The organism is Psychrobacter nivimaris (assembly GCF_043419765.1).
Taxonomy (GTDB): Bacteria; Pseudomonadota; Gammaproteobacteria; order Pseudomonadales; family Moraxellaceae; genus Psychrobacter.
Genome location: NZ_JBHOFX010000001.1, coordinates 871,802 through 895,936 on the forward strand (window position 1 = coordinate 871,802; position 24,135 = coordinate 895,936).

Genomic DNA, 24,135 nt, shown 5'->3' on the forward strand with positions numbered 1-24,135 from the left:
GTACACGCAGTCAGCTTTTCGTGGGCACATAAAATTACCCTTAATAGTTGTGACAACCAGGACAGCTGCAATGACATTTTATTTAAAAGATAGCGACCAAGAGTATTTCAGCAAGTTTTGGGTGCAAGAAAGACAATATCTAAGCGAAGTTGGGGGAAGGTTATTAACCGTAGATGAAGCAAATGCTCACCCATTTAATGATCTATTAATTACAGGGTCTAAAGGAATCATGGGGAGTGATGCTATGAAGCCTAGGCTAACTCATAGCTACCATTACTTTTGTATTCCCTATGAGCTAGGGGAAGAAATAGAAGAAGGTTTAGTAACTGAAACTATAATATCTCAATTAATTAATGATAATTTAAAGAGTGCTATTTTTATAGCATCAACCGATGCCAGTTTTGGTTGTTTTTGTGAGTGCTTTCACACAAACGAGGAAGTAATTTGGAATTTTTCATCATCACACCTAAATACACCGTTTCTTATATTTGATAATGAAAAGAAAGTGTTTGCGCTAATAGACTATGACTTACCCTTACAAATCATTGGCTATAAAACCCATGTTTTAGACAGCAAGGACTATATTAAAAGTGAAGTAGGTCAAAATGGATGGGATACTGTATTTGAAAGGTATTCCCATTATACGAACATACCACACCTCTTTAATGAGTATTTTAAGTTTCTATTGCCCGATAAAGTAGTTAATTTTTTAGATTCTATGGTGATACCTCCTCCAACGAACTGCACTCAAAAATAGAGTTTTATGGACACTATCATAGTCAGATATAACTCCTAGAGTGGATATTCAAAGAATTGTGTTTGGTGCGCTATACAGGAATCGAACTGGCAGATGTATGCAGCACCTCGGAATTTCCATACTCTCTCAGATTGTTGAATATTAGACAATCCCAATGTGGCTCAGCATGCGCATACGCATCAACCATACAGCGTCAAAGAAATACTTTTTGTGGTATTCATCGGCCCAATAGTGATATTGATAATATCGCAAACCTAGGGAGCACAAGAAGCTTACTACCAATGCCAATATAAACCATGAAACATGCGGTGTTCTTTTAACAAAGAAACGATAAAGTATTAAAAAAGACATGGCACACAAACTAAAATACCAAGCAAAAGCACCATATCCCCATGCCACTATATGCCCGTTTGAAGTGTAGTTGACAGGAAAAACATCATAAAAACTTAAAGCTATCGAACATAATAACAAGATGGCTAAAACGACTGAAAATTTGGTCGAATAGTTTGGTATGGTAAGTAATCGAATAACAAGGTAGAAGAATATATAGTTTCCACAAACAGCTAATATCCCATAGTCTCCATACATCAGACCAAAAGGTAAGTATAACGTACCCAGTATTAAAGTACCCATACCTCCGCCATCTTCACCACTCCCTACCATTATACTTAGCTTATAAGCAGGCAATAATAAACAAAGAACATAAGTTATTATTAGAAATGAAGTTACTAACTTGAGGTTTTGGTCTGATACAAGCAGATCTGGTCTTTTATTCATAATATTTATGGCTTGCATACGATTTTGTAAGTGGATGAGGAACAGTACAATTCGAGCTTTCTAAATAGTCAGTGATAGCTTTTGATTCAAGGCTGTTCAATAAAGAGTATACCCAAATTACTATTACCTTTTAAAAAAGCCACTCTCCGATATATTTGGGGTAGTTCATAATCTCTTTGTGGCAAACCTAATATTATTCAGTGGTCATCGTAAATGTCATTCGATGACAATGTGAGATAATAATGACTGGCAGTTCTGATGTAATTCTTTGGCAAAACTAATGCAATTATCCATAAGTTGCTGATTCGCTTGCCTACCAATTATTCATTTTTGAAAATTCAGATTAAGTAGAACATTTCATTACATTATTCACGCTAGTATTTAACTAAGTTACAACCAATATAATTAGCTTGATATGCGTTAAGCGACATTGAATACATGTAAATTAATGGATTAGATATGACCGAAAGAGTAACCAACAAAGCAATTTTCAGTAGTAGAATTTTTTCAATTAATTATGTTACCTACCCTACTAGCCACAGCGTTATGAAGCACTGTGACCCTGTGCAAAAAGGCCGTTATTACAAATTAAACTTTGTTTTAATTCAGCCTAAAGTTGGTGGTGTGTTCGAGTGTTCAAACTGCATTATAAACCTGTTCGACAGAGTTTATTTATTTCGTCCCGATAAATATGAGCACAGTGTTTCACGAATTCAGTCTGGTAAACGCGTGTTATTGAGTTTTGCTTTGAATATTTAGCCAAAGCTTACTAAAGCTGGGCAAACTGTCGAGTTATTTTCCTTTGATTGGTTTGCCCTAGGTATATCCCCCAACGGAACTAGCTATTTCACCCTTTAAGTCTATTAACAGACTACTTAAGACAGACTGATATAATAGAACCACTTATAACAGTTTTTAAGAATAGTTATATCTGTTAGGCTTTATTCGAGTACTTTATATTCTCATAATACACTTAAAAGATAATCTCTTATACTACGCTCCAAAACCTCAAACTTTTCAAAATATCTTTTTTATCAAATCATCAGTATCTTGTAGCACCACGAATATAGACCACTCAATCATAATTAGCCATTTATTAGTGATCATCTTATCAAAAACCTTTTCCACAGCTACGTGACTACGCTCACGGATGTTAGTCTCATTTAAACTTACACATTTTTCTTGAAAGCTAAAAGATAACAAGAGAATAAAAAACGCAGAGCACCATTTGATGCTCTGCGTTTGTTAAATTGAACTGTATTTACAGAATACTGCGTCTAAATTGTAGATAGGCCGCTGTGATCGCTGCCGCATCCTCTATCTGCGGATAATGTCCTAACATAGGCATATTGGTTATATCAGCATTGGGTATCAGTTGACGATAACGATCAATCATATGCTGACCTGAGATAGGATCTTTGGCACCTGCGATCAATTTCACCGGTACAGTACTGTCGATAATCGCACCTACCCATCGCTCGCGGTATTGCTGACGCTGTGGTATATAGTTAATCAGCTTATGCATCACACCCAATCCATCATTGTGATTTAACAGCTGCCATAGCGTATCTATCACCTCTACTGTGGGCTGCGTGTCGGGGCCAAATATCCGTTGTAGACTGCCCGCAAATTTCTGCTTATTAATTAGCTTTGATACCAGAGGACCCAATGGCGATAGCAGTAGCTTCTGTACCAAGATAGGTTTGTGCGTCTCAGGAAACAGACCACCGTTTAAAAAGCATACGCTAGCAATGTGTCGCTCAGCGCTACCCTCAACTTGTCTGGCTAGCAACTCTTGAGCCACTGTATCACCATAGTCATGCGCCAATATATGATAATCACTGACGTCCAGTTTTTCTAAAACCGCTTGATAAATATCAGCCTGTTCACTGATTAGATAGCGCGCGTTTTTGGGTTTATCTGACAACCCAAACCCCAGCATATCAAGCGTGATGACATAATAGTGCTCGGTTAGCGCGTCCCACATGCCTTCCCAGTCCCAACTGGCACTAGGATAACCATGAATCAATAGCAATACAGGTGCACTTTTACCCCCTGCATACCGAGTAAAGATTTGATGCCCGTTAATGGATTCATATTGCCCCTGCCGTTGCCACTCATCAAGAGTTATCATTAAAGACTTACTCCTCAAACGATGGATCAGTGCGGCGCAATTTTCTCAACAATGCAGGCCAGGCGATATCGCCATTCGCGCCACGGGTGACTTGCTCTGATGCAGCTTGGATACCTGCCAATATTTGTGCTGGTATCGGCGTCAAGGCACCTCCTCCGCTCTGCGCTTTGATCTGAATCTCGCAAGCTCTTTGCATGATATACATGTATAAGAACGCATTGGCAACCGTATCGGCACAAGTGAGCAGACCATGGTTACGCAAAATCATAAAGTGAGCATCACCTAAATCAGCAACCAAACGAACCTTTTCTTCAGGGTTTAATGCGACACCTTCGTAGTCGTGGTATGCCAAGTTGGATAGCGGAAATAATGATTGTTGCGAGATAGGTAGCAGGCCTTTTTCTTGCGCTGAGACGGCAACGCCATCATTTGTATGTAGATGGATGACGCAATGCGCATCATCACGAGCCTCGTGCACAGCACTATGAATGATAAATCCAGCTGGATTTACGTCAAACTCTGATGGTGCTACTTTCTCGCCTGCTTTATTGACCTTAACCAGACTGGATGCGGTAATCTCTTCAAATAGCATCCCGTACGGATTGATTAAAAACTCATCCTCGGTACCTGGTACGCGCGCAGAGATATGAGTGAATACCAAATCGTCCCAGCCATAAGAGGCAATCATTCGATAACAGGCTGCAAGATTTACTCGCATCTGCCACTCTTGTTCGCTCATATTATGGTGTACACTCGATGTTGAATCCATTGATGTCGCGGTTTGCATAGCTGTTTGCATGGTGTATTCCTTTACTGTTTTAGATATCCCGAATGATTACTTTACACCATTTCATAAAACCAAATCTGTCAAAAATATTACACTTATGAATATTAATCATTATTTAAATAACGATCCATGGTTTAGTCAACTACCAGCCATTGTGCAGCCGCTACTGGCAGGCGATGCGGTGCTAAAGGTATACCAAAAAGGTCAAATGATTCATGCCATCGGTGACAACGATGATGCCGCTTTACACTTTGTCGTGTCGGGTACGATCAGAGTCTGTAATGTGAGCGCTAGTGGACATGCCATGACACTGGCGCATCTATCTAGTGGCGAGTGGTTTGGTGAAATATCTATCATAGATAACAATCCTCGCACCCATGATGCGTGGACGATTAACAAAGTGACGCTAATCTCTATCCCTAGAAATCTAGTGATTCAAACAGCGCAGTTGCATCCGATTTTATACAAGCACCTCGCGCTTATAACCTGCGAGCGAATCCGACGAGCATTTGACTGGATTGATGATGCTACCTCACTCAACACTTCAGCGCGACTGGCTAGCATGCTGATTGGACTGATCGACACTTATGGTAAGCAAATAGGAGACGATATCAAAATAGATCTGCGCTTATCGCAAGAAGATCTGGGCTTTATGCTTGGCACCACCAGACAAACCATCAATAAAATTATTCAATCGTGGCAAAAGCAGCATCTTATCGATATGCACTATGGTTTTATCACCATAAAGGACAAGCCCCAGTTAATGGCAATGATGAACCCTGCCTAATTCGAATATATAAAATCATCTCAGAAAACACCTCATCATCTAACTTATTAGAGTTAGCATCAACCGCCTTAACATCTTCTTAACAGACCACTTGCTATGGTAAGGAATGACGTTTCCTACCATCTGTTGAGAAGTATCTGTATGTCCATACCTCAAGCCATCAAGATCAATGTGCTAAAAATCAAAGCACCCAACGCCAATACAAAGACTAGCTACCTTAGTAAGCTCTATAATCGTGAGATAAATCTCAGTTATCTTATTTTCATTGTGGCTTTATATTTGGTAGCGACTGCAAATATTGCGTTCTTTGAGCAGGTGCTAAATGTCTATCCATTTAGCAAAAACGTCGGATTTATCCTGTCTATTACAGGCTTGTTATTCGGACTGATGTGGCTGGTATTACAGCTGCTTTGCTATCGCCCAATTGCCAAACCCGTACTAGCTACGTTGCTGATTATCGCTGCCATCTGTGGTTATTTTACTAGCGCCTATGGAACGATATTTGATACCAACATGTTGATTAACAGTCTGGAGACCGATCAAGCAGAGGCGATGGGATTGTTTGCCCCCAGCATGGTCATTCGTGTGCTGCTACTGGGCGTGTTGCCAGCATTTATCATTAGCAAAATTCGTTTAAAACGCTTTACTTGGCAACGCAGTATTCTACAAAAAACAGTCACCTTGATACTGTCGATAGCGCTAATCGTCGTTTGTATTTTGCCATTTGGTGATCAATACGCCAGTTTCTTCCGTCAGCATAAACAAGTCCGTTCTTATGCCAACCCAATCACGCCTATTTACTCTACGATCAAACTTGGTGAAAACTATGTCGATGAGCTACGCCGTCCTGATACTTTGACGCTGCATGCGACAGATGCGAAACGCGTGGCACCTGCTAATAGTGTGAGTGGCAGCGGCAAACCAAAACTAATGGTGTTTGTGGTTGGGGAAACGGCTCGCGCAGATCACTTCGGCTTGAACGGTTATACACGCAACACCACACCGCTGCTCTCAAAGCAGTCAGACCTTTATAGCTTTAAAGATGCCGTCTCCTGCGGAACCTCTACGGCCTACTCCGTACCTTGCATGTTCAGCTATGCAAATCGAACAGACTACGATATCGATACCGCTAAGTATAATGAAAACGTACTAGATACGCTCAGCAAGCAAGGGGTCAATGTCATTTGGCGCGACAATAACTCTAGCTCAAAAGGCGTGGCTGATCGCGTTACTTTTGAAGACTACAAAATAGCTGACACAAACCCCAACTGTGATGTCGAATGCCGAGATATCGGTATGCTTGATGGGTTTGATGCACTTGTAAAGTCAGGCAGCTCACAGAAAGAGATGCCGAAAGACACGCTTATTCTGCTGCATCAAATGGGCAATCATGGCCCCGCCTATTATCAGCGCTATCCCAAAGCATTTGAAACTTATAACCCTGTCTGTATGACCAATGAGCTGTCTAAATGTGATGCTCAGTCTGTGATAAATGGCTATGATAATGCGATTCGCTATACCGATTACTTTTTGAACAATGTGATTGATAAGCTAAAGCCTTATGAGCAAGATTATGATGTGGTAATGGTATATATTAGTGATCATGGGGAGAGTTTGGGTGAAAATAATATCTATCTTCACGGCTTGCCCTATAAGTTCGCACCAGATACCCAAAAACACGTGCCTACGATAGTTTGGTCGCCCAATAGCAATAGTATCGATACTGAGAGTCTTTCTAGTATGATCAATCAGCCAGTGTCGCATGATTTTATTACCCCGACGTTGCTTAACTTTTTTGGTATTACGACCGATGAAGTTAAAGGTGCGCCAACCTTTTTTAAAGTAAATAACTAAATCCGTTTCTATATTGTTTTAGGTCACCACTATTCTCTAGGTTAACACCATGTACAAGATACTCGTTATTGAAGACAACCCCGATATCGTGGCCAATATTTATGCTTTCTTTGAGCCAAAAGGGTTTGAATTGGACAACGCGCATAACGGCTATAGCGGGCTAACACTTGCCTCAAACAATCGCTATGATGTAATCCTGCTAGATGTAATGCTACCAGGTATGGATGGCACGCAGCTGTGCAAAAAGCTCAGAGAAGAGTTGCATGATAAAACGCCCGTGCTAATGCTCACGGCTCGCGATACAATCTTGGATAAAGTCGCTGGTTTTGATAGCGGCGCTGATGATTATTTGGTCAAGCCGTTTTCGTTGGTTGAGTTGGAATGTCGTATCAAAGCGCTCATACGTCGCCATGAAGACGATCATTTTGCCCACAGTATTGCCGTCGGAGCGTTGTCCTTAAACAATAGTGAGCATACTATTATGCGTGAGGGACAATCACTGAAGCTTACTCCCACTGGCTTTAAAATATTGCACATTCTAATGAGTGCAGCGCCTAGAGTCGTCAGTAAAACTGAGATTGAAGAAAAAGTATGGGGACTAGACGTACCCAGTAGTGATGCACTGCGCACCCATATGCATAGCGTACGGGCGCAGGTTGATAAGCCATTTGACACACCCATGATAGTCACAGTACCTGGCGTGGGCTACCAAATTGTTGACCCTAATAAATCAGCAAGCGCGTAGTCGTGATTGCAGCATGAATTAAATAAACCTCATGTGACCTACTAACCGACTTACCATATCGTATTTATCGCTCTGTTATATATCGTCCCTTTCTATTAAGTTGTCCCACACCATGCTCAATATAGACTCGATAGCCAATAAGTTCAGACTGTCTTACTTCATATTCGCGTTATTACTGTGCGCAGCTTTTGTCAGTATTTTCTTGTACGCAGAGAATAGAATAGAGCAAGATTTGGTCAAGGCTCGCCTGTTGCAGCAGCTAGAGCTTAGCCAAGAAAAGCATGGTGATCAGCCTATTTATGCCGCTGAACCAGGTATCAAGATTTATCACTATGACAAAGCACCTGCTAGTTTGCAAGCGATAGCCAATGACACGGTGCAAGAGACCTCTGTCACTGTTAATAAAGAATCTGGAGCAGGTCATTCCAACCTACATCTTTTCGCCTACACCCAAGACGGTCAAACCTATATTTTGACTTACCTAGAAAACACCGAAATGGTGATGGGAAATTACCCAGTCTTGGCGATATTTGAGCACCTAGAAGACATATTTGCAGATACGCTAAAAGTAGCCGTGATTCTAAGCTTACTTATCGCCGCTATCTTTTCCCAATTGTCTTCTAAACAAATCATCAAGCCTTTATTAGATTTGAAACGAGCCGTCGAGACTGACCATCATAACTTAAGCGATTTGACACACTTGCCATCTGAAGTTGGTGTCTTGGCAAGGGCTATCGATGAAAAAAACCACAAGTTAGAGCAATATCTCAAGCGCGAGCAACTGTTTACTGGTGATGTCAGCCATGAGTTACGCACACCGTTGACTATCATCATGGGGGCTTCCGAGGTATTGGCCTCGCAATTAGACGCTGACAGCCACTTAAATGAATTTACCAACCGCATCAGCACTACTGCCAAAGAAACTTCTGAGATTATCACCGCCCTGCTTCTACTATCGCGCGCGCCTGAAAAGTTAGACGCCCCGCAAACCTCTATTAACAGTATCGCTTTAGCGGAAATGCAGCGCCTAAAATACTTGCTGCGGTATAAATCTGTTACTTGTCAGATAATCGCCGAGCAGGAATACAGCGCTTATGTACGCCCCGAACTTCTAAAAATGGCACTAGGCAATCTTATAAAAAATGCGTTTCAATATACCGATAATGGTGAAGTAGCCATTACTATCGATGACGAAAAAATAACGGTGACTGATACTGGCTTAGGTATTCCTGAGGCGATGATGCCTTTACTCTATGAACGGTTTGAGCGATTAGAGTCTCAGTATAAAGACGAGCAAACAATCCTGTTGTCAGAGCATGAGACAAAACATAAGGTTGAAGGATCAGGTCTAGGGCTCAGTATCGTCCAGCGTATCATGTCGCATATGGGCTGGCAGCTCACTCACCAAGCCAATCGCTCAGGTGGTAGCACCTTTAGTATTTATTATAAGTAACCCTTTATTATAAATAACCACCACGTTTCTTTATATGTGGCGATTATCGTCATTTATCTCACTTGTTTTTGATCTCTTAACGCTTTCTTAATCTCTGTCCTCTTATACTCAGGCTATCTTAATTTTAATAGACCATTAAGAGTGCCCTATGAAGCAAATTACTCATACCAACCTTTTAGACCCATCAGCCGAGCATATTTCTATCAATCAGACGACGCATGATAGTGCACTCGCAGCTGATAGCTTTGCAGGTCATGCCAAAGGTAAAACGGGAATCCTTCGCATTATAAAAGCCACTAGTTACTCTATAGATGGCTTTAAAGCCGCATATAAATTGGAAGCGGCTTTTAGACAAGTTTTGTGGCTCAATCTTATACTGCTAGCTGCTGTCATCGTTATGCCTTTTGCGCTTGGTATAAAAATGATGCTGGTCGTCGCTTCTTTTTTATCTTTGATTGTTGAGCTAATCAACACAGGTATCGAAGCCTGCGTTGACCATACTTCAACCGCCAAACACCCGCTCGCAAAAATCGCAAAAGATGTCGGCTCTGCAGCACAGTTTTTGTCTTTATGTTTGTTAATGGTTTTATGGGTAATGGCATTGTCTGCTCTATTTTATTAAAGCATGGCGAGCACTCGCTTAACAGCGCAACACGCTGCTAGCACTATCTTAAATAATAAAACGAAGGACGTATTAGGATCTATCAACATCGCATATACGTTATCAGGTGTAGTCATGACTTCAGAAAACAACGCAGTGACTTGGGACTGGCTAAAACTACTGTGCGTGACCATCATGGCCACCTTGGTTTTTGAGCATAGCCAATTAGATGTACGCATCAGTGAGCTTTTTTATAACAATGGTCACTGGCTACTTGAAAAAGGCGCGCAGCCTTATGCATTTATCTTTTATGATTTGCCCAAAGCATTATTGATTCTATTGGCTGTCTACCTCATAGCGGTTTTAATCATCAAGTATAGACAGTCAAGGCTTAATGCTACTGCCTTAAACCGTAATAAGTATAATCGTAATAAACTTGATAAATTTCTGCTTCCTTTACCTATGCGCGAGATTGGCTACCTACTGATTATATTGGCGATTGTACCTGCTACCATTGCCACGCTCAAAAGCGTCACCCATGTTAGTTGCCCAAATGACTTGGTTATTTTTAATGGGGATTTGTCTTACCTCAACCTATGGCAAAACATCGTAGCAGCAACGCCTGCCAGATGCTTCCCAGCAGCTCACGCCAGCGCAGGATTTTCTTTATATGGACTGGCTTTTCTACCGACATTAAGAAAATACCGCTATCAGATAGTCATATCAGTAACTATTTTGGGCTGGACAATGGGACTGTATAAAATGCTGTTTGGCGATCATTTCTTTAGCCATACTTTGGTCTCGATGCTAATGTCATTAACCATAGCCTGTGCGCTCGCAGCCCTATTTTTCAAACAATCGATTAAAAATAAAGCACACAGCACCAACGATGATAAAAGACATACTGGTCTTAGCTTGTCTAGCATTGAGCACTCTAACACTTAAAGTCAACGCTTAGGTTCATTACCTATGCATCAATATTTGGAATTGACGTTCAGACATGACAGAGTCGTTCGTTATCTCTTTACTAAAATAGCACTACTAAGTATTTGAAAAACCCTGTATAAATAATAAACAATCACTGGCTTATTGTTAAGCAAACGCAAGGATAGCGCTTGTGAATAAGCTCCTCTATTTCAGTAACTTGCAAAGGAATGTAGCTATGCGCTTGTTGTCTATTGGACCAAAACCTTCGCATATCTATTCTTTTTTGACCATTTTATTATTGCTCGTGGGCGCTGCAAATAGCAGTCAAGCTGCCAATTACGCTATTAATCCTGCCAGCACTCATATCCGATTTGCTATTGAACGCTTTAAGAGTTCAGCCACGACTGGGGGTTTTTACAATATCAAAGGTCAGTTGCAATACGATCCAAACCGAAGAACAGGCGATATCTCATTAATCATACCGATAAACTCCTTAAATACGGGCAACCCTTCTTTTAATAATAGTCTAACGGGGCCTGAATTTTTTGATATACAGAGATTTCCTTCAGCATATTTCGAATCGACAAAATGGCATTTTAATCAAGATAAAAAAAGCCCGCAGGTCACTCGGGTAGATGGACAACTGACCCTACATGGCGAGACCCACCCAATTAGCTTAACCGCGACTAAGTTCGATTGTTATCTAAACACGAGCATCAGAAAAGATGTTTGCGGTGGTGAGTTCACTGCTACGATTAATCGTACAAAATGGAATATCAATAAATTCGCTTGGTTCGGACTGACCAAAAACCTTGACTTAAGTATCAAGGTCGAAGCCGCCAGACAGTAGTATTTTTAATGTTTCGCCATTGTCTGAATGGATACTGGTAGTGATTTGCAAAAAGTTTAAAAAGGAATTAGACATGATTCATCGGTATTATAAGAGTATTGCGAAACCACTTTCTGCCGTCATGCCAGCATTGTCATTTTCTTCGATAATAACACTGACATTGGGATTCAGCTTAGTGTCTACCGTCGTGATGGCAGGCACGGTCAGCCTGCCAATAGACACTTTGCCCAGTAGAATAACCCTACCAAATGTCAGCCCTGCTAATAGTGCACTTGCCAATCGCGGCGCTTACGTGGCGCGTACCTCTGACTGTATGGCTTGCCATCGTGAGGACTATAGTGGCGGTATACCGATTGAGACGCCCATTGGCAATATTTACTCGACCAATATTACACCATCAACACGCTATGGCATCGGCAACTATACCGAAGCCAGTTTTAAAAAGGCTTTGCGAAAAGGTCGTGCACCCAATCATCAGCTTTATCCTGCGATGCCTTACCCGTCTTATCATGGCATGACAGATGAGGATATCAGCGCCTTGTTCGCGTACTTTCAGACCGTTCCTATCGTAGATAAACCACCTGAAAAGACCACTCATTTGCCTTTTCCATTAAATATCCGTAGCTTGATGCTGGCATGGAATGTGATTAACGTGCCCTCTACCGAAAACCGCTCAGGGCTGACGACAACTCAGCAGCGCGGTGAATATTTGGTCAATAACTTAGAGCACTGCGGTACCTGTCATACGCCGCGCAACTTAACTCAAGGCCTTGATAAAGATCGTTATTTATCTGGCGCACCACTTGGTAAATGGTTTGCACCAAATATCACCCCTGACAACGATACGGGTATCGGACTTTGGAGCGAAATGGATATCGTAACTTACCTACGTACAGGAACTCTTGATAAGCGTGCTTATGCGGGCGGCCCGATGGCGGAAGCCGTGGTGCATAGTACGCGTTATCTCACTAATGAAGACCTGATAGCGATGGCTGACTACTTAAAAGTCGTCCCAGCCATTAAGACTGATGATTATCTGAGACCAGTCAATGTGTCTCGTCTACCGCAACCAGTCAGCGATTCTACTACTTATGACTTGCTAGAGCAGAAAGACTATCTGGCACAGACTAAAACGAATACTGTCAACAGTGCTAACAACAGCGGTCTGAACAGCAACTCGCCAAAAGACTTATATTTAGCAAATTGCGCCAGCTGTCATGGCGTCGATGGTTACGCTCAGCCCGATGCACGCTATGCCTCCATCGTTGGTTTGAGTAGTATTCGCCGCGTAAAACCTGATGCACTCATTGGTGTCATTGCATTTGGGGCAAAAGGTGCATTTAACACGGCGCCCAGAATGCCTGGTTTTTCAGAAGACTTAAGTCCTGCGCAGATTGCTGATATTACTAACTACGTACGAGTCAAATTTGGTGGTTTACCAAATAGCGATGTTAGCGCCGCTGACGTCACGCGCGTGATAAAAGAAAAAAGTTAACCCTAAAACTGGTAATTTATAATACCGCAAAAACTCAGCACGATAAGGATACTCATATGAATGACCTGCTCCAATCCCCTACTCGGCGACAATTGCTCTCCATGATAGGCAAAACGGCAGGCGCGACCGCTATGTATCAAGCGATGACCACGTTGGGGTTTGCATCTGAGTCGAGCTTTAAAGAAGAAATAAATCTTAAGGGCGCACCGGCTGGCGCCAGCATCGTGATTTTAGGCGCAGGGTTGGGTGGCCTGACTGCTGCTTACGAGCTACGTAAAGCGGGTTATAAAGTCACCGTGCTAGAGTACCAAAATCGTGGCGGCGGACGTAGTTGGACACTTAATAGTGGTGACAAATATACTGAGCTTGGCGATGCTGAGGTCACTTGCGACTTCGAAAAAGGCAATTACTTCAATGGTGGGCCTTGGCGATTGCCAATACATCATTACGCGGTCTTTCATTATTGCAAAAAGTTCGATGTGGCATTGCAGCCCTTTATACAGACCAATGATCGCGCTTATCTGCATCGTACCAATCACTTCGATGGGGCGCCGCAGCGCTTGGGCGAAGTACAAAGCGATATTCGCGGTTATGTGTCAGAGTTATTGTCCAAAGCCGTCAATAAAGGCAGTCTCGATAGTACGGTCAATAAAGAGGACAAAGAAAAATTACTCGAAGATCTCAAGGGCTGGGGTGTTCTGGATAACAATTATCGCTATGTCAAAAGCCATGAGACGGGTAAGCATCGCGGCTATAGTGTGTATCCGGGTGGTGGATTGATGCCGGATGCCAAGCCATCAACGCCAATACCGATGGATAAGCTACTAGACTCAGGCATGTGGTCGGACATTTATAGCAACTATACCGTGCATGTGCATCAACCTACTATGTTTCAACCTGTCGGCGGTATGGGAAAAATCGGTGATGCATTCACGCGCGAGTGTCGCGAGATGATTACGTTCAATGCCAAAGTCACCAAAATCAATCAAGACGAAACTGGGGTCACCGTTGACTATGTCGATAGCAATAGCCCTGACGGTGCAGCCAAAACAGTGCGCGCAGATTGGTGCATTTGTACGATTCCTTTATCCATACTGACGCAGATTGATATCAATGTCTCCGCGCCAATGAAGCAAGCAATGGCAGCCGTTCCTTATGATAGCTCTTACAAAGTGGGCTTGGAGTTCAAACGACGGTTTTGGGAAGAAGATGAATGGATATATGGCGGCATCACCTATACCGACATGCCCATCTCACAAATCTCCTACCCGTCACAAGATATGTTTACCACAGGCTCTGGTGTCCTACTGGGTGCATATGGATTTGGGGAAGCCTCGTACAAATTTAACTCATTGACACCCAAAGAACGTATCAATGCCGCACTCGCCTATGGCAAACAGATTCATCCGCAATATACCAAAGAGTTCCGTTCGGGCACGTCCGTCGCATGGCACCGTATCCCTTGGTCGCTTGGCTGCTACGGTATTTGGAGCGAATCAAGTCGTGAGCAGTACTATGAAACATTATGCGAGATAGATCATCGTATCGTACTGGCAGGTGAGCACTGTTCGCACATTCCTGCGTGGCAAGAGGGCGCGATATTATCCGGTATGGATGCTGCCAAACGCTTACATCAAAAGACCAAGAAACTTGGATAGCCAGCTTTTGAGTAATGAGCTTTGAATAACAACTCTGCCGTTGAAGCAAGGATGATAACAATGAGACTAAGCACATTAGGAACAATCATGAACGTGGTGACATCAAACTCAATCAAACCATTTAGCCCACTCAGCTCAGGCAAAGCAATGATGATGCTCATGGTTGGTGGGTCGATAGCGTTAATAACGTTGTCAGGCTGTAGTCAGAATAGAACCAAAAACGCAGCTACTATCGCCAACCCGCAGACAGTAACAATGGTATTCGACAACAATTTTGAAAATCAGGCCAGTCGCAATCAAGGCGCATGGGGCGGCGTATATATGTCCAAAGCAGAATTAACTGAACCCGCTAGCAATATTGTCGATATTAACTCAATACCAAAAATGAGCGAAGATGCCAACCTGCAAAAATGGCTCGCAAAGTTTGAAGGCAGTACACAAGGCAAAACGGGGTTTTTTACTATCAACGGTAAAAAGCTCTACGATGACTCCTGTGCAGGTTGTCATATGCAAAAAGGTGAAGGTGCACAAGGCGCAGGCTACTATCCACCACTGGCAAATAATAGCAAGATGCAATCGAAGTATTATATTATTAGTGTCGTTATCAATGGTCTACGCGGCATGCCATCATTCCACCGCATGATGAGCGATGAGCAAATAGCAGCTGTCACACAATACGTGCATAGCGATCTAAATAACTTCACAGATACAGTGACTCCTGCCAATGTCGCACAGCTACGCCATGACTTCCCACCAGGATCAGATCCTAGTGAGTGAGTAATGGAATAAGCAACTGAGTAAGGAGAGCTAGCCAGTTATTAAAGTATGCTATTTCGTAGAGAACACTCTACAAAACGCCACTGGATTTGATCCAATGGCGTTTTGTAGAAGATAAAAGTCACATCTTGTACTAGGTGAATAAACCTATAGAATAGTAGTATTCACATCAGTCTGAATCAACAGATCATGGTTACCATTGGTATCAGAGAAGCTATAAACATTATAATTGATACCGTCTTGAGTGGTAGTACCGCTATTTGTCCAACCTGTCGCAGTAAGACTCACGCTATCATCACCGTCACCATTGATAATTAGGTCCTTATCGGTCATGACCGTATCATTGATGATATCAAGCACATCACTGGTCGACAGATTGGTAAGTGACTGAGCACCATTACCCGTCATATCGATAACCTCAATACTTTCAAACTTAGATGAATCGAAAGTTCCAAAGTTAATTGTGGTATTTTCTTCATTAATGAGTAACGTATCAATACCGTCACCACCATTGATAACTAAGTCAGCAGCATCAAATATTATCGTGTCATTACCCGTTCCACCATTTAACGTATCGGCACCAGCACCACCATCTATCGTGTCGTCATCGGCTCCACCGCTAAGGATGTCATCGCCCGTACCACCGTTAATGGTATCGTTACCGGCATTGCCAGTTAAAACATCATCTCCCGCATCGCCATTGAGGGTATCTTTGCCGCTGCCACCGATAAAGGTATCATTCCCATCACCACCAGAGTACTTAACAGGGGCTGTTTGATTGACTAAAATCAAGACATCATCTTCAGTCGTGCCGTTGAAAATCAACGTTGGGGCAACATTAACAGGAAGGTCTTTTGCAGCTATGGTCAGATTATTACCGTTTGCCGATTCAACCGTTTGCAAGCTAATCTGCAACGTACCCGTATACGGTGCGGCTGATTTGACAAGCAAATCGTTCAGTTGCGATGGTGTGACGCCTATAATAGTATAAGTGCCAGTAGCCGCATCAAACGTAACATTGTTTATAGCAGTGCCACTTTTAGTTTTTACATCGAGCACATCACCATATAGGTTAGTGCCCGTCAGTATCACATTGACCGTTTCACTACCATCAATATCGACCATAGCCGCGTTTAAGTTAAGTGATGTCCACTTGCCTTGAGAGCCAATCACAGAGCTAGGACTGAACTCGATAGCATCAGCAACTGGCGTCACATCAAGCGTAACGCTAAGCGGAGTACTCACTAGGCCACTATCACTAATCACACTCATTTCAATACCCGTAACGACACCGCTTTCATTTTCTGGCGCCGAAATAAAGATATTATCCGTGCCAGCTTGCAGTTTACTCGCATCGATTGACCATGAATTATTATCAGCGTTAGTTGGTGACACACCATTATTACTGGCTAAAACTAGATTTCCTGACGCATTGGCATAATACACCAAGTAACCATTAGGTACGTTATCTAGGCTGATAGCAGCGGCGCTATCCTCCACAACACCTCCACTGCCATCGCTGTCACCTTGAATATCACTTAAACTAATCTCATAAGGTATGGCTATTAGGGTATCTTCATTACCTGTAGCAGTCACTGTTAAAGGGTCATTATCTCCATCATTATTACCGACCCCAGCGATACTAAGCGCATCTGGCTGCGCAGCAACGCTAACATCATAGCTGTGCTGATACGTGATGATATTACCATCGCCCGTTCCAGAAACATTGGTCACTTCTTTGTGATCAGCATTTACAGTAATGGTAGCACTACCATCAGCATTCTCAGCAGGGGTATATTGAACGATAACGCTATCAGGAGGATTAACTAAGTCTCCTGCACCATTGTTTAGATCAACTATATACTCACCGTTATTATCTGGTGTCAACGTTATACCGTTATATGTTAATACGCCAGCAGTGCCTAATCCTGTCGTTAATCCTGTTTCATCGATCTTAATATACAACTTACCATCAACTAGCGACACATAATCGCCATCCGCAGTATTGGTTAAATTGATATTAATCGCGATCGGCGCGTCTTCATCGGTTGACACGATTGAAGTCTGACCATCGTTATCAAAAGCATCGGTGACAGGTTTGATTTCAACTTTAACATCATCAATTTTGAGATTATCGTCTAAGCCTTCATCATTCAAGGCTGTAAACCCAACATCGAAGACAAGCTCTTGACCGACTTCATTGGTGCTAAAATCAGTAGGCGGCGTCAGTGTTATTGCTGCTAGTGCTTCATTAGGCGTTAAGTTAGCGCTCGCCTCTACACTGATAATCCATTGGCCTGCAATCTTCTGCACCTGCACGTCTGGATTGCTACTGGTCAATACCGTGTCGTCTGGTAAGTCGGTCAATGTGAAACTATAAGCACTCACTGTACTTTCAGCTTCAGAGTTTAGCGTCGCATTGATTAAAGTAGACAATACAATAGCGGCATCTTCTGGCTGAGGTACCGAGGTGACTGTCAGCGTATTGATCAAGTCTGGATCTACAGGGTCTATACCACCAGTACCGTTTCTTGCTAGCGTAAGTTTAAAGATTTGGCTATCACGTGCTTCATTACCGTCAATACCCTGCCCGTTAATATCTTGGTTAAAACCAACCACCGTAATGTCATAGATATCTGGACGTATGTTGACTATGTTGGTATCTCTGATGAATACCAACTCATACTCTGGTGCTGGTGCCGCACCTGTTATCGCCGTATCTGGTACATCGACATACCAAGTATTACCAGCCAATATACCGCCTTCTACTCGAATACCGGCCGGCACGTTGCTGATTTCTAGACGGGTAAAGCTTTCTGAGCCATCTTGATCGGGTGAGGTTAATGAAACTGTGACCGAGGCTGTATCATTTGAGCCACTATTGTCGATAGTGCTATTAGGAGCCGTGTCCCCTGGCAATGTTATAGCCGTCAATGTTAGAGTCGGTTGGTCAGTGACAGCTTGGAAAGTAACATCTACTGATTTGCCAGTAATGACTGGTGATGTTGTGGTGATGGTTGAACCATCTGTTAATGTAGCCGTGTCGGTATATGTGTAATCAAAAGGTATGCTGACATCATCATCACTATGACGCTTGTCATCATCGTACATAATCTCAATGCGCTGATCTGGTGTATAGATATATGTCTCACCTGCCACTAGCGTAACTTCAATATTATCAACACGCAATGCTACTTCCCTGCTGATTAAGTCATCAGCTTTTAGAATTATGGTTTCTAATGCCTCATAACCAGTCGCAATATTTACCAGTGCTGTCGTGTCTGTACTAGTGTAAACAGAAAGGAAATTGACAGTCGTCCAAACATCCTCTGTCGCTAGCACTTGTGGGTTAGCCACTACACTGTCAGTCGCATCTGGTGTTATTAGCACCGACACATTTTGAGTATTATGCGTGGCACTATTACCAGAGACGGTTTCAGTGGTTGTACCAGTGATAGTAAAATCGACTTCACCAGCGAAGTTGCTAGGCGTTACCAGTTCCGCTGTACCATTTTTTAGTGCATCTAAAGATACAGACCAACTGCGTGTGAGGCCGCTACCACCTAAAAATACGGCACCTGTAATATCAAACCCTGTTGGCAACCCGGTCACTTTATAAGTGACTTGTTCGGCAGTGGGTACATTGCTGTCGTAAGCAGCAATATTGGCCGAATCAGAGAAGAACTCTGATAACGCGATATTACCAGCATCTTCAGCACCTACGTAGGTGTAATCCTTAGTGGTTTCTTGACCATCAGTAGCTGTTACTGTAGCGGTTTCAGTGGCTAACGTATCATTCAATATAAGATCTGCCTTGCCAATAACGGCAACAGGTAAATTGAGTATGGCGCTAGATGCACTGATATCACCATCACTTTCTTCACTCACTGCAGACACTTTCAGATTGACTGTACCACTGTAGTTTTCAGCAGGAACAAAATAAAGGCTAGTCACGTCATTGGTATAGTTATTAATAATGGCTGTCTCGGTGACTTTACCAGTAGCGGTGTCAGTAACTGTGTTAGTAGGTACCAACGTTGAAACACCTGATGCATTAACAACATATAGCTGCGCGCCTACTGGAATATCTGTGATGGTTACGTTATAAATCTCAGAGCCATCATCATCACGCGAGCTTGGGCGAATTTGCAGCGCAATACCATTCGTCGGATTAACTACAGCAGTCGATGACCCGTCACGCATATTGCCACCCGCGAGTGCTTGATCTTCATTACCGTAAGCTGGGTCAACGCCTAGTGAGACACTATCAGCCACACCTGCTACTTTAAATGTCAAATAGCTTTCACCACTGATGGCCTCGACATCCATGCCTGTATCTTCATCATAATCTATAGTTTTGGCTTCTACTTTGACCGCGGTCTCGGTACCACTAGCAAGGTTGAAGTCACTATAATCTTCTGGCGAGATAACAGTCACACTATTAAGATAGGCAGCTGGAATATCAACACCAGTACCACTATCAGTTAAAGTAATAGTGCTAGTACCGTCACTATAAGTGAAGACCGCGCCTTCAACTGCCTCAAAGCCGCTAGCATTTTTATAACCAAACGTTAGGTGAGCATAAGTCTGCTCAGAATCCTGAGGATTATTCGTATGACTTGCTTGTCCAAAGTCGACCGTATCATCTTGGTTGGCCCAACCAGTGAGTAATCTAAATGCACCATCAACACCAAGACTAAAGGCAATTTCTTCTTGTGCAACATTTGTGTATGCATGGTCTGGATTGATGGTTAGATCGGCTGTGCCATCACCATCAGTATCTGAAATAACACCGTCACCAACCTTTTCAGCGACTGGTGTAATCGTGACCGTCTGGGTCAATTCTGTTGTTGTACTAATCGAAACGGCACCTAAACCTCCGTCATCATCCAAATCTACACTAGTTACTTCAAAAACAATGTCAGTATCTGTTGAAGATTGCGCAAGTGGCGTGAGCGATAAACCACTTAAGTTGGAAGTGTCTGTAATAGTAATAATAGACGTAGGAGTGCCATCACCTACTTTCGTAGTGGTACCGTCGCTATAAGTCCAACCTACTGGCAAGGTAAACCGAATCGCAGTGATGACTTCTTGAGTAAGGCTACCACTCGACTGATTATCCAGCACTTGGAAGTTGAATTCATCTAGCGTGATAGCCGTGTCTTCAATAGTTGCAACATCGTTCGCAGTCACTTGTCCCGCGACAGGCGTCACAGTCATATCTACTGTCACCGTACTGATCAGTTCAACCGTTTTGTTTCTTGGGGTCGAGTCAGTATCATGGTCTTGGGTGTATAGAGATACCTCGATATTCTTCATATCGAGTGAATTATAGATTGCTGACTTAATACTGATCTTAGGTTCTGAGCCGCTACTCACAGCCAGTGTAGTCGATGTAGGTGAAGTGGCATTTACACCGATCAATACTTCACCGCTACTGTTAGCAGTGTACTCAGTGACGGTGTTACTGCCCGCAGGAGTAAACGATATGACCGCATCTGGCTGTAAGCCACTAATAACAAACCCGTAAGTCTCGCGGTTATTGCCGCCGCCTACCAAATCACCAAATGCAGTGGTAATCGGTAAATCAACAGAGTCGCCCTCTTGAGCGCTGACCGTATAAGTGTTACTAGCCACAACCCCTGTATCACCTGCCACTATAGTATAACCAAAGCTACTGGCATCATCACCAGTACCATTTTTGCTGGTGCTATCGGTCACTGCTTGCACGTCCACCTTTATCGTTGTGTTAGATGCAGCGCCTGCTACCCCTGAAACTATCGTACCTGTGCTATCGACCTCATATTCTGTCACTGACATGCCAAACGAGATATTAATAGCACTGTCTCTAGGTGGCGTTAGCGTCATCGCTTCAAACTCAGCAGTAGTCATGGTAATGGTTGGTGTACCAGGGCTACTAATGACATTCGCATCACTCAATAAAACCGTGATCGTCTGATTGGCAGTGGTTGTCGTAATACTGCTACTACCATAGTCTAAGGTCACACCTCTAGGTATGCCAGTTAGGGTAATCAAGCCGATACGTTCAGGGCTGTCATCTGTATTTGTTGTGAGATCAGTGGCATCGTTAATGATAGGTGCTTTTAGCCCTAGTACCACAGCGGTGTCTTCGTTCGTTGTCACTGATACGGCTGATAAAGTGGGCGCATCTGAGACTGGCGTCACGGTAATATCAAGCGTTTCAGAACCTGATGATCGGTTAGCATTACCAATTGGCAAGCCGTTCGACACATTAGCTGTAATGGTAGGGACAGTACCACTATAATTGGCAGTTGGCGTAAAGACGTAGCTGCCGTCACTATTCATAGTTATCTGCCCCACTATATTTCCATCTATAGTCACAGGCATTGCGGTATTTGTACCTGCCGTTACAGGTACTACCGTGCCATTAACCTCATAACTCTCTATCGTCAGCATCTCTCCAATATCAGGATCATCATTATCATTGGTAAAGATATTGCCAGTTAGGGTGCCGTCTTCGAGCATTGTCTCACTATCATTAACTAGAGCAATGCCGTCGTTTGTACCTGTGATCGTAACTTGGATATAACGAATTGCACTGGCACTGAGTTGATTGCCATTAGCGGCAGTCGTGATCCCTTCATTATCATTGACCTGTACAGCATAGCGAATCGTTACCGTCTCGCCAGGCGGGATAAAGTCAAGCGCAGTAGAGGAAGCATTAATATTCCAACTCGCCTCATTAGTAGACGTTGATGGTTGATTTACGCTAAATATATTTTCTAGTGCCACTTGTTGGTCTGCTGTTAATGACGTCAATGCAGTATTCGAACCAAAGGTAAAAAGGTTTTGGTTCGTTAGATAACTGAGAGTTAGCTCATTGCTAGTGTCCACATCAGTAAAGTTGATGGTACCTGTTTGCGTAATAACAGAGGTATCTGTTTGCTCTGTTATTTGTCTACTGTCTATGACACCGTTTGTACTGGCACCATTGGTGATTTTTGGTTGGTCATTGGTACCGGTAATGGTGATGGTCAGCGTTGAGTTTGCTAACTCACCATCTTGGTCTCTAAAGCTATAGGTAAACGTCTCCGTCAACGTCTCACCTATTGCCAGTGCTTGTACGTCCGTATTGCCGTTGCTGAGCGCGTAGTTGTAAGTACCGTCTGGGTTTTTAGTGATACTACCGTAGCTTGCAAACTCTGTACCCCAAGTGAAGCTTTGAGTCGGTGTGTTGCCCAAATTATCATTGGTTAATACGTTACCAGAATTTGAATCAACGCTCACATTTTCGATTAAGCTTAATGTGTCTGCTACTGCTACTGGCACGATGTTGTCGTTCACCCCGCCTGGAGTCGTACCATCAGTCGTACCATCATCATAGATCGTAGTGTTTACAGTATTGTTTACAGGATCAATAGTTACGTTACCTGTCGATACTGGTGCAATACTCGAAATGCTGACAGTAAAGTTCTCAGGGCCTTCAAAATTTGTGTCATCAATTAATGGCACTGTAATGTTGACTGATGTTTGGCCAGCTGGAATAGTGACCTCTTGGGTAACAGGAGCGATGTAATCTGTGCCATTACCGGTTGCAGAGCCTGCAGCAATACTGACGACCACACTAGTATCAAGGGCGCTTGGATTACTTAAACTGACCGTATAAGTAGCCGTATTGGCCGACCCATTGGCGGCTGTTTCACTTAGGTTTTCTGTACCTGTGATGCTGACCACTGGCTTATCACCATCAGTGGTGCTGCCGTCATTGGGGTTCCCGTTATCTTCATCAAACACGGTGCCTGTGGCACTGGCATTACTGCCAAAAGTGGCATTGGACGCATTGCTGATCGTAAGTACGATGTTTTCTGATTGCTCATAAATATTGTCATTAATCACAGTGACTGTAATAGCAGGGGCGCTCGTGCTACCTGCTGGTATCTTGACACTATCGCCATTCGTGAGAAAGTTTTGAATATCGGCAGTATTGTTCAGCGTGATCACTGCACCAGTGGCATCGGTATAGCTGATGCTGGCAATGTCAGCAGCGACTAGTGTACTACTGCCTAAACTAACCTTGACGGTGGTATCAAAATTACTGAGGTTGTTTTGAGCCACAGTAAATACTAAGGTATTGTCTACCCCTTCAATTGCTTGACCATCAGTGGCAGTAATACCAACCACTGGCTTATCGCCATCGACTTCATCAGTAACATCATCTGGGTTATTGGGGTTGTTGGTGTTGACGCGTTGGTCTTCATCTAGGATGACGCCGGTGGTACTGCCTGTGCCAATCGTGGCGGCCGTTGGGCTGCTTGTCGGTATGGCAATATTAAGAACCAAGTCTTCTGAGCGCTCATATACAACATCATCAATCACAGTGACCGTAATCGCAGGTGCACTCGTGCTGCCTGCAGGTATGTTGACCGTGGCACCATTTGTCAGGAAGGCTTGGATGTCAGTCAGGTTATCCAACGTGACCACCACCCCTGTGGCATTGGTATAGCTGATGCTAGCAATGTCCGCGGCTTCGACGGTGTTGTTGCCACCTAAG

At 43.2% G+C, this 24,135-nt stretch carries 15 protein-coding genes; 11 read left to right on the plus strand and 4 right to left on the minus strand.

The features are described 5' to 3' along the window. Positions 1 to 70 precede the first annotated feature (70 nt). Positions 71 to 757, plus strand: coding sequence for a hypothetical protein (locus ACHEVO_RS03325; protein WP_296211351.1), 687 nt, complete (start codon positions 71 to 73; stop codon positions 755 to 757). 141 nt (positions 758 to 898) lie between these two features. Here ACHEVO_RS03325 and ACHEVO_RS03330 read toward each other — a convergent pair whose 3' ends face one another. From ACHEVO_RS03330 to ACHEVO_RS03340, 3 genes are all read right to left on the minus strand, one after another. Beyond that, positions 899 to 1,552 (minus strand): hypothetical protein, encoded by a 654-nt coding sequence (locus ACHEVO_RS03330; protein ID WP_394123886.1) that lies wholly within the window; start codon positions 1,550 to 1,552, stop codon positions 899 to 901. A 1,243-nt stretch (positions 1,553 to 2,795) separates the two neighbouring features. Next, on the minus strand, positions 2,796 to 3,668 hold the full coding sequence (locus ACHEVO_RS03335; protein ID WP_394123887.1) for an alpha/beta fold hydrolase: 873 nt from the start codon (positions 3,666 to 3,668) through the stop codon (positions 2,796 to 2,798). A gap of 7 nt (positions 3,669 to 3,675) precedes the next feature. Continuing rightward, on the minus strand, positions 3,676 to 4,467 hold the full coding sequence (locus ACHEVO_RS03340) for a class II aldolase/adducin family protein (RefSeq protein ID WP_298809503.1): 792 nt from the start codon (positions 4,465 to 4,467) through the stop codon (positions 3,676 to 3,678). An 85-nt stretch (positions 4,468 to 4,552) separates the two neighbouring features. Between ACHEVO_RS03340 and ACHEVO_RS03345 the strand changes: the two genes are divergently transcribed. The 10 genes from ACHEVO_RS03345 (at position 4,553) to ACHEVO_RS03390 (ending at position 15,602) form a co-directional block, all read left to right on the plus strand. Further along, positions 4,553 to 5,242: a Crp/Fnr family transcriptional regulator gene (locus ACHEVO_RS03345; protein WP_394123888.1), complete on the plus strand. Its 690-nt coding sequence runs from the start codon at positions 4,553 to 4,555 to the stop codon at positions 5,240 to 5,242. A 141-nt stretch (positions 5,243 to 5,383) separates the two neighbouring features. After that, a complete protein-coding gene (locus tag ACHEVO_RS03350; RefSeq protein ID WP_394123889.1) occupies positions 5,384 to 7,096 on the plus strand; it encodes a phosphoethanolamine transferase in 1,713 nt (570 codons plus the stop codon). 49 nt (positions 7,097 to 7,145) lie between these two features. Continuing rightward, on the plus strand, positions 7,146 to 7,841 hold the full coding sequence (locus ACHEVO_RS03355; protein ID WP_319051637.1) for a response regulator transcription factor: 696 nt from the start codon (positions 7,146 to 7,148) through the stop codon (positions 7,839 to 7,841). Between the two features lie 112 nt (positions 7,842 to 7,953). Beyond that, entirely contained in the window at positions 7,954 to 9,294 is a 1,341-nt protein-coding gene (locus ACHEVO_RS03360; protein WP_394123890.1) for a sensor histidine kinase, read from the plus strand. Positions 9,295 to 9,442: 148 nt separating this feature from the next. Then, on the plus strand, positions 9,443 to 9,916 hold the full coding sequence (locus tag ACHEVO_RS03365; protein ID WP_394123891.1) for a diacylglycerol kinase: 474 nt from the start codon (positions 9,443 to 9,445) through the stop codon (positions 9,914 to 9,916). Between the two features lie 114 nt (positions 9,917 to 10,030). Further along, positions 10,031 to 10,840, plus strand: coding sequence for a PAP2 family lipid A phosphatase (locus ACHEVO_RS03370; protein WP_394123892.1), 810 nt, complete (start codon positions 10,031 to 10,033; stop codon positions 10,838 to 10,840). 217 nt (positions 10,841 to 11,057) lie between these two features. Beyond that, on the plus strand, positions 11,058 to 11,672 hold the full coding sequence (locus ACHEVO_RS03375) for a YceI family protein (RefSeq protein ID WP_394123893.1): 615 nt from the start codon (positions 11,058 to 11,060) through the stop codon (positions 11,670 to 11,672). Positions 11,673 to 11,793: 121 nt separating this feature from the next. Beyond that, complete coding sequence (locus tag ACHEVO_RS03380; protein WP_394123921.1) at positions 11,794 to 13,167, plus strand: c-type cytochrome; 1,374 nt, start codon at positions 11,794 to 11,796, stop codon at positions 13,165 to 13,167. Positions 13,168 to 13,223: 56 nt separating this feature from the next. Then, positions 13,224 to 14,825 (plus strand): flavin monoamine oxidase family protein, encoded by a 1,602-nt coding sequence (locus ACHEVO_RS03385; protein WP_394123894.1) that lies wholly within the window; start codon positions 13,224 to 13,226, stop codon positions 14,823 to 14,825. 87 nt (positions 14,826 to 14,912) lie between these two features. Next, positions 14,913 to 15,602, plus strand: coding sequence for a c-type cytochrome (locus tag ACHEVO_RS03390; RefSeq protein ID WP_394123895.1), 690 nt, complete (start codon positions 14,913 to 14,915; stop codon positions 15,600 to 15,602). A gap of 147 nt (positions 15,603 to 15,749) precedes the next feature. Here ACHEVO_RS03390 and ACHEVO_RS03395 read toward each other — a convergent pair whose 3' ends face one another. Next, on the minus strand, positions 15,750 to 24,056 hold the full coding sequence (locus ACHEVO_RS03395) for a beta strand repeat-containing protein (RefSeq protein WP_394123896.1): 8,307 nt from the start codon (positions 24,054 to 24,056) through the stop codon (positions 15,750 to 15,752). Between the last annotated feature and the right edge of the window lie 79 nt (positions 24,057 to 24,135).

Excerpts from the sequence above, each read along its gene's own strand:
- ACHEVO_RS03325 (WP_296211351.1), top strand. The coding sequence starts at position 71 with ATGACATTTTATTTAAAAGATAGCGACCAAGAGTATTTCAGCAAGTTT.
- ACHEVO_RS03330 (WP_394123886.1), bottom strand. The coding sequence starts at position 1,552 with ATGCAAGCCATAAATATTATGAATAAAAGACCAGATCTGCTTGTATCA.
- ACHEVO_RS03335 (WP_394123887.1), bottom strand. The coding sequence starts at position 3,668 with ATGATAACTCTTGATGAGTGGCAACGGCAGGGGCAATATGAATCCATT.
- ACHEVO_RS03340 (WP_298809503.1), bottom strand. The coding sequence starts at position 4,467 with ATGCAAACAGCTATGCAAACCGCGACATCAATGGATTCAACATCGAGT.
- ACHEVO_RS03345 (WP_394123888.1), top strand. The coding sequence starts at position 4,553 with ATGAATATTAATCATTATTTAAATAACGATCCATGGTTTAGTCAACTA.
- ACHEVO_RS03350 (WP_394123889.1), top strand. The coding sequence starts at position 5,384 with ATGTCCATACCTCAAGCCATCAAGATCAATGTGCTAAAAATCAAAGCA.
- ACHEVO_RS03355 (WP_319051637.1), top strand. The coding sequence starts at position 7,146 with ATGTACAAGATACTCGTTATTGAAGACAACCCCGATATCGTGGCCAAT.
- ACHEVO_RS03360 (WP_394123890.1), top strand. The coding sequence starts at position 7,954 with ATGCTCAATATAGACTCGATAGCCAATAAGTTCAGACTGTCTTACTTC.
- ACHEVO_RS03365 (WP_394123891.1), top strand. The coding sequence starts at position 9,443 with ATGAAGCAAATTACTCATACCAACCTTTTAGACCCATCAGCCGAGCAT.
- ACHEVO_RS03370 (WP_394123892.1), top strand. The coding sequence starts at position 10,031 with ATGACTTCAGAAAACAACGCAGTGACTTGGGACTGGCTAAAACTACTG.
- ACHEVO_RS03375 (WP_394123893.1), top strand. The coding sequence starts at position 11,058 with ATGCGCTTGTTGTCTATTGGACCAAAACCTTCGCATATCTATTCTTTT.
- ACHEVO_RS03380 (WP_394123921.1), top strand. The coding sequence starts at position 11,794 with ATGCCAGCATTGTCATTTTCTTCGATAATAACACTGACATTGGGATTC.
- ACHEVO_RS03385 (WP_394123894.1), top strand. The coding sequence starts at position 13,224 with ATGAATGACCTGCTCCAATCCCCTACTCGGCGACAATTGCTCTCCATG.
- ACHEVO_RS03390 (WP_394123895.1), top strand. The coding sequence starts at position 14,913 with ATGAACGTGGTGACATCAAACTCAATCAAACCATTTAGCCCACTCAGC.